This is a genomic window from Pseudomonas sp. MC6 (assembly GCF_054790575.1).
Map to the genome: position 1 here is coordinate 3,845,830 of NZ_CP186504.1, position 15,051 is coordinate 3,860,880.

Sequence of the window (15,051 nt, forward strand, 5' to 3'; positions counted from 1 at the left end):
CGGGCGGCATAAATGGACGGTTTGCCCATAGGGCCGATGCTCGCGGTATTTGTCCTGCTGATTTTATGGTCAGGGCTGTTTACCGCCGTCGAAATCGCGCAGCAGCACCTGCTCGCGCAACGCACCGCCTCGCGCGCCAGCGATAAACCGCTGGCGAAGCTGAGCTTCCCGCTCGACAGCCTGATTCTCTGTAACACCTTGTGCCGTGCGCTCGCCATGGTGATTGCGACGCTGCTGGCGATTTTTCTCTGCGAAGAAAACGGCCCGTGGGCAGCGTGCCTCGGTGCTGGCGCAATCCTGCTGGTGTTTGCCGATTACTTTCCACGTACCGTCGCCCAACGCTATCCCGATGCGGTGCTGGCGTTCGGCAATACCTTGCTGGCGGTGCCGCTGAAGATTGTTTATCCGTTTGCCTGGTTGTTCAGCCGCATCAGTGGCCTGCTGATGCGGCCGTTTGTGCGCAAGGCTCAAGTCGTACAGCAAAGTGAGGATGACTCACCTGCTGACCGTTACGACGATCCGGAGCACCCGGTTCACGCACACCCGGTTTCGGGGATTCATGCGCTGGACAACATTACGGTCAATGACATTCTGGTGCCGCGCAGTGACGTCGACGGTATCAACCTCGACGATTCGATCGACGAGATCATCGAACAGCTGCGCCACAACAAGCGCACCCGCCTGCCGGTGTTCCACAGCGATATCAACCAAGTTGAAGCAGTGCTCAACACCCGGCAGATCCGACATTTGCTGAACAATGGCGATCTGACCCGCGAGGCGCTGCTAGCGGCCAGTTACGAGCCTTACTTCGTGCCGGAAAGCACACCGCTGCAACTGCAACTGCTGAATTTCCACAAGCAGCAGCGGCGCCTCGGCATGGTGGTCGACGAATACGGCGAAGTCCTCGGTGTCGTCACGCTGGAGGATATTCTCGAAGAAATTGTCGGCGAGTTCGAAAGCGAGCACAGCATCGATAATCCGCACATTCATCCGCAGTCTGATGGCCGCATGGTGATTGACGGTGCCGCTTCGATCCGCGAGTTGAACAAGTGCCTGGGCTGGCATTTGCCGAGCGATGGTCCGAAAACGCTGAATGGTCTGGTGACCGAGGCGTTGGAGACTATTCCGGAAAGTGCGGTTTGCTTGAAGATCGGGCGTTATCGCCTGGAGATTCTTGAGACTGAAGAGAACCGGGTTAGCAAAGTGCTGATTTGGCATACCTCTTCTGTGCCTGCTTTGGTGCCTGCCAGGTAAAAGATCAAAAGATCGCAGCCTTCGGCAGCTCCTACCCTGCGATCTTTGCTCTTGTTTGATTGTTAGCCCCCTTCCTATAATCGAGGCGCTTACCCAAGCGCCGCCGAGCCTCGTGCTTACCCCGCACCCAACAGGTTTCGGCCATTTCCGCTGTACTCCGGCGACTGTTTCTACCTGAAACAGCGACCGCGCCTCATCCCACATCCCTGGGTGTTCGACCATAATAATTCGCTCCAATGGAGCTCATGACTGTCAGGGATCACCGCATGACGACCAGTACCGCTTTCAGCGACACCGCGCCTGCCCAACCGACCAACTCCGCTACCCGCGTGGCCACGGCGAGTTTTATCGGCACCGCGATCGAGTTCTACGACTTCTATGTTTACGCCACGGCTGCTGCGCTGGTGATCGGTCCGGTGTTCTTTCCGCAGACCTCCGGCACCGCACAGATGCTTTCGGCGTTTCTGACCTTTGGCATTGCCTTCCTCGCCCGACCGCTGGGCTCGGCGTTGTTCGGCCATTTTGGTGACCGTATCGGGCGCAAATCGACACTGGTCGCATCCTTGCTGTTGATGGGCGTGTGTACGACGCTGATCGGCGTGCTGCCGGGTTACGCCACGATTGGTGCGTGGGCACCGATTCTGCTGTGCGTGCTGCGCTTCGGGCAGGGGCTGGGATTGGGCGGTGAATGGGGTGGCGCTGCCCTCCTCGCCACGGAAAATGCGCCAAAGGGCAAACGCGCGTGGTTCGGCATGTTCCCGCAGCTTGGACCTTCGATTGGTTTTCTCGCGGCCAACGGTTTGTTCCTGACCTTGGCCATGACCCTCGATGACGAGCAATTCCGTAGTTGGGGCTGGCGCATTCCGTTCCTGCTCAGCGCGGTCCTGGTGATGGTCGGCCTCTATGTGCGCCTGAAACTCCACGAAACGCCAGTTTTCGCCAACGCCATCGCCCGTCAGGAGCGGGTAAAAATCCCGCTGGTCGAGCTGTTCAGCCAGTATTGGGCACCAACGTTGCTGGGCGCGGCAGCGATGGTGGTGTGCTATGCGCTGTTCTATATCTCGACGGTGTTCTCCCTGAGTTACGGGGTTTCCACACTCGGCTATAGCCGTGAAACGTTCCTTGGGTTGCTGTGTTTCGCCGTGCTGTTCATGGCCGCCGCTACGCCACTGTCCGCGTGGGCCAGCGACCGTTACGGGCGCAAACCGGTGCTGATCATCGGTGGCGTGCTGGCAATTCTGTCCGGATTTCTGATGGAGCCGCTGCTGACTCAGGGCTCGACCTGGGGCGTGGCACTGTTTCTGTGCATCGAGCTGTTCTTGATGGGCGTGACGTTTGCGCCGATGGGGGCACTGTTGCCTGAGCTGTTTCCGACCCATGTGCGTTATACCGGCGCTTCGGCGGCGTATAACCTGGGCGGCATTGTCGGGGCCTCGGCGGCGCCGTTCTTTGCGCAGAAACTGGTGGCGATGGGTGGTCTGAGTTATGTCGGCGGGTATGTGTCGGGGGCGGCGGTGCTGAGCTTGATTGCGGTGCTGTGTCTGAAAGAGACGAGGGATAACGATCTGAATCGGGTTGCCTGACAGAAGATCAAAAGCTTCGCGAGCAGGCTCGCTCCCACATTAGGTCTGTGACATACACAGAAACCTGTGGGAGCGAGCCTGCTCGCGAATGTCGCAACTTTACAGTTCTACGACAACAGCCTGAGCAGCGCGGGTCGCCTTGGCACGAGCAGCCTCGATCGACTCATCCCGCGCCAGCGCCACGCCCATGCGACGCTGACCATTCACCTCTGGCTTACCAAACAGACGCAACGCCGTGTCCGGCTCGCTCAACGCAGCGCCGAGGTTGGCGAATGCGGTCTGGGTCGATTGCCCTTCCACCAGAATCACCGCCGAAGCCGATGGCCCGAACTGACGAATCAACGGCACTGGCAGACCCAGAATCGCGCGGGCGTGCAAAGCGAACTGCGACAGATCCTGGGAAATCAGCGTCACCAGACCGGTGTCGTGCGGACGCGGCGACACTTCGCTGAACCATACCTGATCACCTTTGATGAACAGCTCCACGCCGAACAGACCACGGCCGCCCAGTGCCTCGGTTACCGCTTTGGCAACACGCTCGGATTCAGCCAGGGCAATCGGGCTCATGGCTTGTGGCTGCCACGACTCCTGATAGTCGCCCTTCTCCTGACGGTGACCGACCGGTGCGCAGAACGTAGTGCCGCCGATGTGGCGCACGGTCAGCAGGGTGATTTCGTAGTCGAAATCGATAAAGCCTTCGATGATTACCCGACCTTTGCCGGCGCGACCGCCCTCCTGCGCGTAATCCCAGGCCTTCTGCACGTCATCGACGCTGCGCAGCAGACTCTGGCCTTTGCCCGACGAGCTCATCACCGGTTTGACGACGCATGGGAAACCCAGGTCTTCGACGGCTTTGCTGTAGTCCTCGAAGGTGTCGGCAAAGTGGTAAGGCGAGGTCGGCAGGTCCAGCTCTTCAGCGGCCAGACGACGGATGCCTTCGCGGTTCATGGTCAGTTGCGCAGCGCGCGCGGTCGGGATCACGGTGAAGCCTTCGGCTTCCAGCTCAACCAGGGTGGCGGTGGCGATGGCTTCGATTTCCGGCACGATGAAGTGCGGCTTCTCGGCTTCGATCACCGCGCGCAAAGCGGCGCCGTCGAGCATGTTGATCACGTGGCTGCGATGGGCAACTTGCATGGCCGGCGCGTTGGCGTAACGGTCAACGGCGATCACTTCAACGCCCAGGCGTTGCAGCTCGATCACCACTTCCTTGCCCAACTCACCACAGCCACACAGCAATACGCGGGTCGCGGTCGGCGACAATGGAGTTCCGATACGGGTCATCTCAGGTCCTCAAAGAAGCGGATCATCGAGGAAAGCAACGCCTGACGCGCTTTCCATGGGGAGAAAGCGCGGCATTTTACATGAACCTGAGGCTTTGGCTTCAGCCGGCGACGGCCTGTTTGCGCTCACGCCAGGCCATGATCAGCCAGACGGCGGTGACACCGGCGAATTTCGACAGCAGAGCAGTAATGATCACCGGCGGCGTCAGCAGGTCGATCATACCGAAGAAGATGAACGTATCGATGGGAATGCTCAGCGCCGAACTGATCCACAAGCGGTCGCGCAATGGGCGCTTGGTGATGCTGAATACCAGCCAGTCGATGCACTCGGAGACCGCGAACGCTGTGGCGCTGGCAAGGGCAATGGAAGGATCGGAGGTGACGTAAGACAGTACCAGCGCCGCCAGCATCGCCACGATCGCGCCGTGACCGAAGCGAGTTTGCACCATGTCGCGCAGCACGAACACCAGACCACCCCAGGCCGACCAGATGATGTCCAGGTGCGGCGCGGTGGAAAAGGCGAAGTTGATCAGCACGACGCTGCTGATGTAGGCGATGAGGAAAATCATGGAGGCGACCTGGCAGATTGGCGCACAGGTTACTTGACCGGCAAATCAAGAGCTACCCCCTCACCCCAGCCCTCTCCCCAAGGGGCGAGGGGGAAAGGGAGCAGATCGGGGGCTTTTCAAATCCTGAGTCCGACTCGGTATGCCAAGTCGGCGTATAGCGTAAGACACCTCGGTCAGTCCCCTCTCCCCCTGGGAGAGGGCTAGGGTGAGGGCCGTCCCAAGCCGATCACGACTTCGAAGGGATCATCCACACCAACCCACTCGCCTTCGCCCGCTCATGACACAACCCCAACACCACGCGGCGCTCGTCATTGGTCATCCGGCCCCAGCGGGTGATTTCCTCGACCGTACGCTGACAGCCGGTACAGATGTCAGCCTCATCCAGCGCACAAATATTCACGCACGGCGAGGCGACCGGTCTTTCTGGCGTGTTCATTCTTCCTGCTCAACCAGATCGCGGGCATAACGCTGCGAGTTATGCACATAGTGGGCGGCGCTGGCCTCAAGCATCTTCTTCTGCGGCTCGGTCAGCTCTCGCACGACCTTGCCCGGCGAGCCCATCACCAGCGAACCATCGGGAATTTCCTTGCCTTCACCAATCAGCGAATTGGCGCCGATGATGCAGTTCTTGCCGATCTTCGCGCCGTTGAGAATCACCGCGTTAATGCCGATCAGGCTGTAATCGCCGACGGTGCAGCCATGCAGCATCGCATTGTGGCCGATGGTCACGCCGGTGCCGATGGTCAGCGGATAGCCCATGTCGGTGTGCATCACGGTGCCGTCCTGGACGTTGCTGTTCTTGCCGATCAGGATCAGTTCGTTGTCGCCGCGCAGCACGGCGTTGAACCAGACGTTGGCGCCCTCTTCCAGTTTGACCTTGCCCACCAGCACGGCATTGGGGGCGACCCAGCTCTGTGGATGGGTCTCGACACGGGCGTCGCCCAAGCGGTATTTCATCTTGTTTTCCTCAGGGCTCACGGTGAGTGGCCGTTCGAACGACGGCTTCAGGTGTTGATAAAGCTTTTCGGCGGTTGGTGCAGGCTGATCTTGGCGTCATAGAGCAGATTGATCAACTCGACGATCATGATCGCCGTCAGGCCCCAGATCTTGAAATCGCCGTAGCGATAGCTCGGCACGTACCAACTGCGGCCCTGATAGTCGATGCGGTGCGTGTGTTCACGAGGGTCTTTACGGAAGAATTCCAGCGGCACGCTGAAAACGGCAGCGATTTCGGCGTCGTTGGCGCGGTATTCAACAAAGTCGGGAATAACGCCGACATAAGGCGTGACCTTGATGCCGTGCAGGGAAATCAGCGGGCTGAGCGGGCCGATGACTTCGACCAGTCCGGGCGGCAGACCGATTTCTTCCTCGGCCTCTCGCAGCGCGGTAAAGATCAGATCCGGATCTTCCGGATCGCGGCGACCACCAGGGAAGGCGACTTCGCCGCCGTGGGTCGAGAGCCCGCTGGCGCGCAAGGTCAGCAGCAGTTCCGGCTCGTCACTGCGAGTAATCGGCACCAGAACGGCGGCCTCGGGGAAACGTGTATCAGTCTCCAGCGTGCGCGGTGTGTGGTTGCTAACCCTATGCAGTAGCTCGTCCAGCATGAGTGTTCTCGATCAGTGCCTTACCCTGCATCATGCACCAATCATTGCGAGCGCCCAAGCCCCCCGAAACCCGTCGTGTCGCGAAACGACAACTTGCCGACCGGCACCGCTGCACGCCAAGATAGGCGCAGCATTCAGGAAGCCCAGCATGAAATTTTGCAGCCACTGCGGTAACCCGGTCACCCAGCGCATTCCCGAAGGCGATTCGCGGCTGCGATTTGTCTGTGACAGCTGTCAGACCATTCACTATCAGAACCCCAATATTGTCGCCGGCTGCGTGCCGACCTGGGGCACCAAAGTGTTGCTCTGCCGTCGCGCCATCGAACCGCGCCTCGGTTACTGGACGTTGCCCGCCGGTTTCATGGAAAACGGCGAGACCATCGAGCAGGCCGCCGTGCGCGAGACTGCCGAAGAAGCCTGCGCCCGGGTGCGCAACCTGAGCATCTATACGCTGATCGACGTACCGCACATCAGTCAGGTGCATGTATTCTTTCGTGCCGAGCTGGTCGATCTGGACTTTGCCGCCGGCCCCGAGAGCCTCGAAGTACAACTATTTGACGAAGCCGACATCCCGTGGGACGAGCTGGCTTTCCGCACGGTGGGGCGTACCTTAGAATGCTTCTTTGCTGATCGGCGTGTTGAGGTGTATCCGGTTCGTTCGGAATCGATTCCGCCGCTTGCTCAGCCTGCCATTACTTGATTTCGTCGCCGGCCAGCCGATAACCCGAGCACGTCTGCACAACACCTATAAATCATGTATCTGCGTCATTCCTGGGGAATCGTTTCAATGCGCTGGTTGCTTGCCCTGTTCTGCCTGTCGTTCGTTACCGTCTCCCAAGCGTCATTCGTGACCACCGTGACGCGTGCGAATACCCCGCTCATCGAGAAAGTCCTGGTGCTCAAATCGGCGCATCAACTGCAGTTGATCGCCGACGGCAAGCCACTGAAAACCTATCGCATTTCCTTGGGCAAAGGTGCGAAGAAAGGTCCGAAACTGATTGAAGGCGACAAGCGTACGCCGGAAGGTTTCTATTGGATCGACTGGCGCAAGACCAGCGACAAATTCAATCTGTCGATGCACATTTCCTACCCGAACATCAGCGACTCGGCCCGCGCCCGGCGTGAAGGCGTCGAACCCGGCGGGATGATCATGATCCACGGCACGCCGGATTCGGAAGAAACCCCGGAAGACCTGTTCCATACCCTGGACTGGACTGACGGCTGCGTCGCCATGCGCAACGTCGATATGCGCGAAGTGTGGAGCCTGGTGCCGGACGGCACGATGGTCGAAATCCGCCCTTAATCCCTGACCATTGGTCACCCGCAAAAAAATAAATCAAAAGATCGCAGCCTGCGGCAGCGCCTACAAGGGTGATACCACTCTCAACTGTAGGAGCTGCCGCAGGCTGCGATCTTTTGCTTTTTACAGCCCACCTTTAATACCACTTCAAACCACCCCCTCTAAAACCCGCCATTTCATTGGATTAACTGCCCATTGCCTACGTTGACATGGTATTCAAGTGGTATTAATTTCCGCCCCACAAGCGAGCCACAACAATCCTATACTCGCGACGGAAATGCCCTACATGAACGACCTCCATACCCTACGCCCGGACGACTCCCAGCCGACGCCGCTGTACCTGCAGCTGGCGCGCAATCTGGAAGCTGCGATTCATGCCGGGCAGTGGAAGTCCGAGCAGGCGATGCCCTCGGAACGCAACCTCAGCGAGCAACTGGGCATCTCCCGAGTGACTGCGCGCAAGGCGCTGGAAGTCCTCCTCGATCAAGGCCTGATCCGCCGCTTGCAAGGCTCCGGCACCTTCATTACCCCACGCCTCGAACAACCGCTGTCGCGCCTTTCGGGCTTCAGCGAAATGCTTCGTCTCAAGGGCTTCGTACCCAGCTCACACTGGCTGGAACGTGAAATCACCCTGCCGACTCACGAAGAACTGATCCGCCTCAGCCTGTCGCCGAACGACAAGGTCGCGCGCATGAAGCGTCTGCGCAAAGCCGATGACACGGTCATGGCCATCGAGATGAGCACCCTGCCCGCCTCGATCATGCCCAGGCCGCAACGGGTCGGCGATTCGCTCTACGAGTACCTCGACGGCATCGGCAAACCGATCGTCCGCGCCCTGCAACACATTCAGGCAATCAACGCCTCGGACGAGTTCGCCGCGCTGGTCGGCATCGCCCCCGGCACCGCCATGTTGCTGATGACCCGGGTCGGCTACCTCGAAGACAACACGCCGATCGAAGTCACCGACACCTATTGCCGCAACGACTACTACGACTTTGTTGCAGAGCTTCGTAGATAAAGAGCTGCGCCGCTAAAACGGCCCAAAGCGAGAACCGAAATGTCCGAAGACAACATCCTCACCGCCAGCGGCTGGATTCGCGGCCGGCTGATCCACGAACACGGCAAAGTCGTGTCGATCGAAGGCGTGCCCTGCGATCCGGCGAGCAATGACCTGCCGTATCTGCTGCCGGGCTTCATCGACCTGCACGTTCACGGCGGTGGTGGCAAAGACATCATGGAAGGCGCCAGCGCTTTCGAAACCATCACCAGAACCCACGTGCGTTTCGGCACCACCTCGCTGCTGGCCACCACCATGACCGCGCCGAGCACCGAGATCGCCAGCGTCCTGAAGGAAGTAGGAGAGTTCTGCGAACAGCGTCCGAAAGGTGCCGCGCGGGTCCTCGGCGTACACCTCGAAGGTCCGTACATCAATCCGGGAAAACTCGGCGCGCAACCGAACTTCGCCCACAACGCGTTGATGGCCGAAGTCGAAGAGTATCTGGCATTGGCGCCGATTCGGGTGATCACGATTGCCCCGGAAATCGCCGGCCACGACGGTTTGATTCGTGAGCTGAGCAGCCGTGGCGTGCGCATGCAGATCGGCCACACCCTCGGCAGTTACGAGGAAGGCGTCGCCGCACTGGATGCCGGCGCGACCAGTTTCACTCACCTTTACAACGCCATGAGCCCGCTGCATCACCGCGAGCCGGGCATCGTCGGCGCTGCGCTGGCTCACGCCAAATTCGCCGAGCTGATTCCGGATTTGCTGCACGTGCACCCCGGCGCCATCCGCGTGGCCCTGCGCTCGATCCCGTGCCTGTATTGCGTCACCGATTCGACCGCGGCCGCCGGCATGCCCGACGGTGAATACAAGCTTGGCAGCCACACCGTGACCAAATGCCTGGGCGGCGTGCGGCTGCCCGACGGCACCTTGGCCGGCAGCACGCTGACCATGGATCAGGCCCTGCGCAATCTGGTGAAGATCGGGTTGCCGATCGCCGAAGCCTCGCAGCGCCTGTCGCAATTCCCCGCCGACTACCTCGGCATCACCGAACGCGGGCGCCTTGCACCAGGCGCCTGGGCCGACTGCGTGCGGCTGGATCGCTCACTCACACTGACCGCCGTCATGGTCGAAGGAGAAGACATTGACTTCAAAAATGCTTGAGGAGGCGCTGTCCTCGTTCGAGGCCGTGCAAGCCCAACTGCAACAGCTCGACGCGCCAATGATCGAGATCGCCGGGCGCCTGCGCCGTCAGCCACCGCAAGTGGCGATGACCGTTGCGCGCGGCAGCTCCGACCACGCGGCGAGCTACTTCGCCTACCTGACCATGCAGCAACTGGGTGTGCCGGTGGCGTCGTTGCCGATGTCGGTGGTGACCATGCAACAGGCGCCGTTGAAGGTCAGCGGTCAGGTCGCGTTCGCGTTTTCGCAATCGGGGCAGAGCCCGGATCTGGTCAACAGCTTGCGCCTGTTGCGCAAGCGTGGCGCGCTGAGCGTGTCGATGGTCAACGCCGCCGATTCACCACTGGAAGCCGCGTGCGAATTCAGCGTGCCGCTACTCGCCGGCACTGAAAGCAGCGTCGCCGCGACCAAAAGCTTTATCGCCACCCTCAGCGCCAGCGCCCGTTTGATCGCGCACTGGAAAGAGGACAGCGAATTGCTCGAGGCCGGTAACGACCTGCCTGAAGGCCTGCGCGAAGCGGCGAAACAGGACTGGAGCGTGGCCATCGAAACGCTGCGCGATTGCGAGCGGCTGATGGTCATCGGCCGTGGCGCCGGTTTCGCCATTGCTCAGGAGGCGGCGCTGAAATTCAAGGAAACCTCGGCGATTCAGGCCGAAGCGTTCAGCAGCGCCGAAGTGCGTCACGGCCCGATGGCGCTGATCGACGAACACTATCCGTTGCTGGTCTTCGCGCCACGCGGCGCCGAGCAGGCTGGCCTGCTGAGTCTTGCGGCGGAGATGCGTCAACGCGGCGCCCGCGTCTTGCTGGCCGCGCCGGACGACGTGAGCGAACGCGATCTGACGCTGACCCGCGCCGAGCACCCGGCCCTCGATCCGATTCTGGCAATTCAGAGTTTCTATGTGATGGCTGCCGGTCTGGCCGTGGCCCGTGGCATGGACCCGGATCAGCCGCGCCACCTGAGCAAAGTGACCCGCACGCACTAAGTCCGAATGACTGCACACCTGATGAGACCGAGCCATGCACAACAACAATAAAGAGCTGACCCTCAGCGCCCCGCTCAGCGGCCCGGTGCTCACGCTCGCCAAAGTCCCGGACGCGGTGTTCGCCAGCGGCGCGATGGGCGACGGCATTGCCATCGACCCGATCAACGACACCCTGTACTCGCCGTGCGCCGGGGTGATCATTCACGTCGCGCGCACCGGCCACGCGCTCACTTTGCGGGCCGACAACGGCGCGGAAATCCTCCTGCACCTGGGGCTCGACACCGTTGAGTTGAACGGCGAAGGCTTCTCGATGCTGGTCAAGGATGGCACCCGCGTCAGTAAGGGCCAGCCGTTGTTGCGCTATGACCTGGACAAGGTCGGCCAGCAATGCAAAAGCCTCGTCAGCTTGTTGATCCTGACCAACAGCCAGGATTTTCAGGTACGGCCGATCACGCTCAAAGCGGTAAAAGTCGGTGAGCCGTTGCTGCACATTGTTGCGCGCAATGGATCGGCGGCGAAAGTTGAAGAGGTCGGCGGGCCTGAGGTTCAGGGTCATGTGTTGGTGGCTCATCGCGGTGGTCTGCATGCGCGCCCGGCTGCACTGATTCGGCAGACTGCGCAACGTTTCAAAAGTCAGTCGCAACTGCACTTCGCCGGTAAATCGGCGCCGTGCAACAGCCTGATCGGTTTGATGGGCCTGGCGGTTGGCGAGCAGGATGAAGTGCAAGTCAGCTGTCAGGGCCCGGATGCCGAAGCGGCGTTGCAAGCGTTGCTCACGGCGCTGGCCACCGCGTTGCCGGATGATCATCACGCGGCGGCACCGGTCGATGTTGCCGCTATTAAACGCCCGGCCGAGGCAGGTGTTTTGCACGGTGTCTGCGCCGCGCCAGGTTTAGTTGGCGGGCCACTGTTCCGTTTGAACACGATCAGCTTGCCGGCGGATCCGGGCAATCATGACCCGCTGCAACAGCAGCAGATTTTTGAAGCCGCGCTGACACAAGTGCGCAACGAAATCGACGGCACTCTCGCTCAAGCGAAAAAACACAAGAGTGCCGACGAAGAAGCGATCTTCGCCGCGCATCTGGCACTGCTCGAAGACCCGGCGCTGCTCGACGCTGCACAGCGATCCATAGAACAAGGTTGTGCGGCAACTCACGCCTGGAGTCAGTCGATCGACGTGCAGTGCGAAATGCTGCAGCACACCGGCAGCGCGCTGCTGGCCGAACGCGCCAACGATCTGCGCGACCTCAAGCAACGCGTGCTACGTGCGTTGCTCGGCGAAGCGTGGAATTACGATGTGCCGGCCGGCGCCATCGTCGCGGCGCATGAACTGACGCCGTCGGATCTGCTGCAACTCAGCGCCCAAGGTGTCGCCGGGTTGTGCATGGCCGAGGGTGGCGCAACTTCACACGTAGCGATTCTCGCTCGCGGCAAAGGTTTGCCGTGCATGGTGGCGCTGGGTTCGGCGCTGCTGGATCAACCGCAAGGGCAATTGGTGGTGCTCGATGCCGACGGTGGTCGTCTGGAACTGAAGCCAAACGTTGAGCGCTTGGCTGAAGTTCAGCGGGCGCAAATTGATCGCCAGCAACGTCGTGACGCACAACAAGCCAAAGCTCACCTGCCAGCCGAAACGCGAAATGGCGTGCACATCGAAGTCGTCGCCAATGTCGCCTCCAGCGGTGAAGCGGCAGATGCCTTTGCCAACGGTGCCGATGGTGTTGGTTTGCTGCGCACTGAGTTTTTGTTCGTTGATCGCCAGACCGCTCCAGACGTCGAAGAGCAGCGCAGTGCATACCAGGCTGTGATCGATGCGATGGGCGACAAGTCAGTAATCATCCGCACCATCGACGTCGGCGGCGACAAGCACCTCGACTATCTACCGCTGCCGGCGGAAGCCAACCCGGTGCTCGGCCTGCGCGGCATTCGTCTGGCTCAGGCCCGCCCGGAAGTTCTCGATCAGCAATTGCGCGCGCTGCTGCAAGTCAGCCCGCTGCAGCGCTGCCGGATCCTGTTGCCGATGGTCACCGAAGTCGATGAGCTGCTGCACATTCGCCAGCGCGTCGATGCCCTGTGCATCGAACTCGGTATCAGCCAACGCCCGGAAATCGGCGTGATGATCGAAGTCCCCGCCGCCGCGCTGCAAGCCGAACAACTCGCCGAACATGCCGACTTCCTCTCGATCGGCACCAACGATTTGTCGCAATACACATTGGCCATGGATCGCGATCACGCAGGTCTGGCCGCCCGCGTCGATGCCCTGCACCCGGCGCTGCTGCGCCTGATCGCCATGACCTGCGCAGGCGCGGCAGTGCACAAACGCTGGGTCGGTGTCTGCGGGGCCCTCGCCTCCGATCCGCTGGCCACACCGGTGTTGATCGGTCTGGGCGTCACCGAATTGTCGGTCAGCCCGGTGCAGATCGGTGAAATCAAGGATCGCGTGCGCCAACTGCATGAAGCCGAATGCCAACGCCTCGCCCGTGACCTGCTCAAGCTGAGCAGTGCGGCTGCGGTGCGTCACGCCTGTCATCAACATTGGCCACTGCGCTAACAAAAACAACAAGGACAAACGCCATGTACCAACTCTTCATCGAAGGCCTGCAACGCCTCGGCCGTGCGCTGATGCTGCCGATCGCGATCCTGCCGATTGCCGGCCTGCTGCTGCGCCTGGGTGACACCGACCTGCTGAACATCGCAATCATTCACGATGCCGGCCAAGTGATCTTCGCCAACCTGGCGATGATCTTCGCCATCGGCATCGCCGTCGGTTTCGCCAAGGACAACAACGGCACCGCCGGCCTCGCCGGGGTGATCGGTTATCTGGTGATGATCTCCACGCTCAAGGTGCTCGACGCGAGCATCAACATGGGCATGCTCGCCGGGATCGTCAGCGGCCTGATGGCCGGCGCGCTGTACAACCGCTTCAAGAACATCAAGCTGCCGGAGTATCTGGCGTTCTTCGGCGGACGACGGTTTGTGCCGATTGTCACCGGGTTCGCAGCGGTCGGTCTGGGCGTGGTGTTTGGCTATATCTGGCCACCGATCCAGCATGGCATCAACAGCTTCGGCGCCTTGATGATGGAAAGCGGCAGCATCGGCGCGTTCGTGTTTGGCGTGTTCAACCGCCTGCTGATCGTCACCGGCCTGCACCACATCCTCAACAACATGGCGTGGTTTGTATTCGGCAACTTCACCGACCCAACCACAGGCGCACTGGTGACGGGCGACCTGTCGCGCTACTTCGCCGGTGATCCGAAGGGCGGCCAGTTCATGACCGGCATGTTCCCGATGATGATCTTCGGCCTGCCCGCCGCTTGCCTGGCGATGTATCGCAATGCCCTGCCGGAACGGCGCAAGGTGATGGGCGGGATTTTTCTGTCGATGGCTTTGACGTCGTTTTTGACTGGGGTGACCGAGCCGATTGAATTTGCCTTCATGTTTTTGGCGCCGTTGTTGTATCTGCTGCATGCGCTGCTGACCGGGTTGTCGATGGCGATCACCAATGCGTTGAACATTCACCTCGGTTTCACCTTCTCCGGCGGGTTCATCGACATGGTGTTGGGTTGGGGCCGATCCACCAATGGCTGGTTAGTGATTCCTGTCGGGCTGGCGTATGCCGTGGTGTATTACGCGGTGTTTGATTTCTGTATTCGTCGCTTCAATCTGAAGACGCCGGGGCGCGAGGATGTGGCTGCTGCTGAGAAAGCGGTCCTCACTGAAAACGAACGCGCCAGTGCTTACATCAAGGCATTGGGTGGGGCGGAGAATTTGGTCACCGTTGGCGCCTGCACTACGCGGTTGCGACTGGAGATGGTCGATCGCAACAAGGCGTCGGATGCTGAGCTGAAAGTGCTGGGGGCGATGGCGGTTGTGCGTCCGGGCAAGGGTGGAAGTTTGCAGGTGGTTGTCGGGCCGATGGCGGACAGTATTGCGGATGAGATTCGTCTGGCGATGCCTTCTCTGGGACGTGCCGTTCTGGTTGAGACATCTGTTGTTGCTGATGAGTCGAAAGCTGCTGTGATTGCCGGCTCCGAAGCGCAGCAATGGCTGACCGCACTGGGCGGTGGCGACAACGTGCTGCAACTGGATTGCATTGCCATGAGCCGGATTCGCTTGCTGTTGTCGGATGGCAAGGCGTTGTCCGAGGCGCAGTTGAAAGAGCTGGGTTGTCAGGGTGTCAGCCAGTTGGAGGGTGGGGTTTGGCATTTGCTGGTGGGGGATAAGGCTGCGAGTTTGAGTGGAGCGCTTGAAGCGTTGGTCAATCGCAGCGAGGTCAGCGCCAAGGTTTAGAGGTCTG

The 15,051-nt window shown here is 60.6% G+C and carries 14 protein-coding genes; 9 read left to right on the forward strand and 5 right to left on the reverse strand.

Going from position 1 to position 15,051, the window contains the following annotated elements; translation table 11 throughout:
• Positions 1-12: 12 nt before the first annotated feature.
• Together ACOYXE_RS17315 and ACOYXE_RS17320 are read left to right on the forward strand one after the other, a co-directional pair.
• Entirely contained in the window at positions 13-1,254 is a 1,242-nt protein-coding gene (locus tag ACOYXE_RS17315) for a transporter associated domain-containing protein (protein WP_160056091.1), read from the forward strand.
• 266 nt (positions 1,255-1,520) lie between these two features.
• The gene (locus ACOYXE_RS17320; protein WP_405122258.1) at positions 1,521-2,837 is read left to right on the forward strand and encodes an MFS transporter; all 1,317 of its coding nucleotides are present in this window, start codon (positions 1,521-1,523) and stop codon (positions 2,835-2,837) included.
• Positions 2,838-2,936: 99 nt separating this feature from the next.
• On the opposite strand, the gene purT is transcribed toward ACOYXE_RS17320, so the two are convergent.
• The 5 genes from purT to ACOYXE_RS17345 form a co-directional block, all read right to left on the reverse strand.
• Complete coding sequence (gene purT / locus ACOYXE_RS17325) at positions 2,937-4,118, reverse strand: formate-dependent phosphoribosylglycinamide formyltransferase (protein ID WP_016986367.1); 1,182 nt, start codon at positions 4,116-4,118, stop codon at positions 2,937-2,939.
• A 100-nt stretch (positions 4,119-4,218) separates the two neighbouring features.
• Positions 4,219-4,686 carry a VUT family protein gene (locus ACOYXE_RS17330; protein ID WP_160056087.1) on the reverse strand — a complete coding sequence of 156 codons (468 nt, stop codon included), beginning with the start codon at positions 4,684-4,686 and terminating at the stop codon, positions 4,219-4,221.
• Positions 4,687-4,912: 226 nt separating this feature from the next.
• Positions 4,913-5,122, reverse strand: a complete 210-nt coding sequence (locus ACOYXE_RS17335; protein ID WP_007908996.1) for a DUF1289 domain-containing protein — start codon at positions 5,120-5,122, stop codon at positions 4,913-4,915.
• On the reverse strand, positions 5,119-5,643 hold the full coding sequence (locus ACOYXE_RS17340) for a gamma carbonic anhydrase family protein (protein ID WP_007954617.1): 525 nt from the start codon (positions 5,641-5,643) through the stop codon (positions 5,119-5,121). Before ACOYXE_RS17340 ends, ACOYXE_RS17335 begins: the two co-directional genes overlap by 4 nt.
• Before the next feature lie 47 nt (positions 5,644-5,690).
• Positions 5,691-6,290, reverse strand: coding sequence for a CoA pyrophosphatase (locus ACOYXE_RS17345; RefSeq protein WP_160056085.1), 600 nt, complete (start codon positions 6,288-6,290; stop codon positions 5,691-5,693).
• 148 nt (positions 6,291-6,438) lie between these two features.
• On the opposite strand from ACOYXE_RS17345, the gene ACOYXE_RS17350 reads away from it, so the two are divergent.
• The 7 genes from ACOYXE_RS17350 (at position 6,439) to nagE (ending at position 15,044) form a co-directional block, all read left to right on the forward strand.
• Complete coding sequence (locus ACOYXE_RS17350; RefSeq protein WP_095119357.1) at positions 6,439-6,990, forward strand: NUDIX hydrolase; 552 nt, start codon at positions 6,439-6,441, stop codon at positions 6,988-6,990.
• An 87-nt stretch (positions 6,991-7,077) separates the two neighbouring features.
• Positions 7,078-7,593: a L,D-transpeptidase family protein gene (locus ACOYXE_RS17355; protein ID WP_460926335.1), complete on the forward strand. Its 516-nt coding sequence runs from the start codon at positions 7,078-7,080 to the stop codon at positions 7,591-7,593.
• Between the two features lie 283 nt (positions 7,594-7,876).
• Positions 7,877-8,608: a GntR family transcriptional regulator gene (locus ACOYXE_RS17360; RefSeq protein ID WP_460926336.1), complete on the forward strand. Its 732-nt coding sequence runs from the start codon at positions 7,877-7,879 to the stop codon at positions 8,606-8,608.
• A gap of 39 nt (positions 8,609-8,647) precedes the next feature.
• On the forward strand, positions 8,648-9,754 hold the full coding sequence (gene nagA / locus ACOYXE_RS17365) for an N-acetylglucosamine-6-phosphate deacetylase (protein ID WP_460926337.1): 1,107 nt from the start codon (positions 8,648-8,650) through the stop codon (positions 9,752-9,754).
• Positions 9,735-10,757 carry an SIS domain-containing protein gene (locus ACOYXE_RS17370; protein WP_460926338.1) on the forward strand — a complete coding sequence of 341 codons (1,023 nt, stop codon included), beginning with the start codon at positions 9,735-9,737 and terminating at the stop codon, positions 10,755-10,757. The genes nagA and ACOYXE_RS17370 overlap by 20 nt, the downstream gene beginning before the upstream one ends.
• A 34-nt stretch (positions 10,758-10,791) precedes the next feature.
• Positions 10,792-13,305, forward strand: coding sequence for a phosphoenolpyruvate--protein phosphotransferase (gene ptsP / locus ACOYXE_RS17375; RefSeq protein ID WP_460926339.1), 2,514 nt, complete (start codon positions 10,792-10,794; stop codon positions 13,303-13,305).
• A 23-nt stretch (positions 13,306-13,328) separates the two neighbouring features.
• Positions 13,329-15,044, forward strand: a complete 1,716-nt coding sequence (gene nagE, locus ACOYXE_RS17380) for an N-acetylglucosamine-specific PTS transporter subunit IIBC (protein ID WP_460926340.1) — start codon at positions 13,329-13,331, stop codon at positions 15,042-15,044.
• Positions 15,045-15,051: the final 7 nt, after the last annotated feature.

What these genes read in the sequence shown, in the direction of transcription:
- ACOYXE_RS17315 (WP_160056091.1), top strand. Translation starts at nt 13, where the DNA reads ATGGACGGTTTGCCCATAGGGCCGATGCTCGCGGTATTTGTCCTGCTG.
- ACOYXE_RS17320 (WP_405122258.1), top strand. Translation starts at nt 1,521, where the DNA reads ATGACGACCAGTACCGCTTTCAGCGACACCGCGCCTGCCCAACCGACC.
- purT (WP_016986367.1), bottom strand. Translation starts at nt 4,118, where the DNA reads ATGACCCGTATCGGAACTCCATTGTCGCCGACCGCGACCCGCGTATTG.
- ACOYXE_RS17330 (WP_160056087.1), bottom strand. Translation starts at nt 4,686, where the DNA reads ATGATTTTCCTCATCGCCTACATCAGCAGCGTCGTGCTGATCAACTTC.
- ACOYXE_RS17335 (WP_007908996.1), bottom strand. Translation starts at nt 5,122, where the DNA reads ATGAACACGCCAGAAAGACCGGTCGCCTCGCCGTGCGTGAATATTTGT.
- ACOYXE_RS17340 (WP_007954617.1), bottom strand. Translation starts at nt 5,643, where the DNA reads ATGAAATACCGCTTGGGCGACGCCCGTGTCGAGACCCATCCACAGAGC.
- ACOYXE_RS17345 (WP_160056085.1), bottom strand. Translation starts at nt 6,290, where the DNA reads ATGCTGGACGAGCTACTGCATAGGGTTAGCAACCACACACCGCGCACG.
- ACOYXE_RS17350 (WP_095119357.1), top strand. Translation starts at nt 6,439, where the DNA reads ATGAAATTTTGCAGCCACTGCGGTAACCCGGTCACCCAGCGCATTCCC.
- ACOYXE_RS17355 (WP_460926335.1), top strand. Translation starts at nt 7,078, where the DNA reads ATGCGCTGGTTGCTTGCCCTGTTCTGCCTGTCGTTCGTTACCGTCTCC.
- ACOYXE_RS17360 (WP_460926336.1), top strand. Translation starts at nt 7,877, where the DNA reads ATGAACGACCTCCATACCCTACGCCCGGACGACTCCCAGCCGACGCCG.
- nagA (WP_460926337.1), top strand. Translation starts at nt 8,648, where the DNA reads ATGTCCGAAGACAACATCCTCACCGCCAGCGGCTGGATTCGCGGCCGG.
- ptsP (WP_460926339.1), top strand. Translation starts at nt 10,792, where the DNA reads ATGCACAACAACAATAAAGAGCTGACCCTCAGCGCCCCGCTCAGCGGC.
- nagE (WP_460926340.1), top strand. Translation starts at nt 13,329, where the DNA reads ATGTACCAACTCTTCATCGAAGGCCTGCAACGCCTCGGCCGTGCGCTG.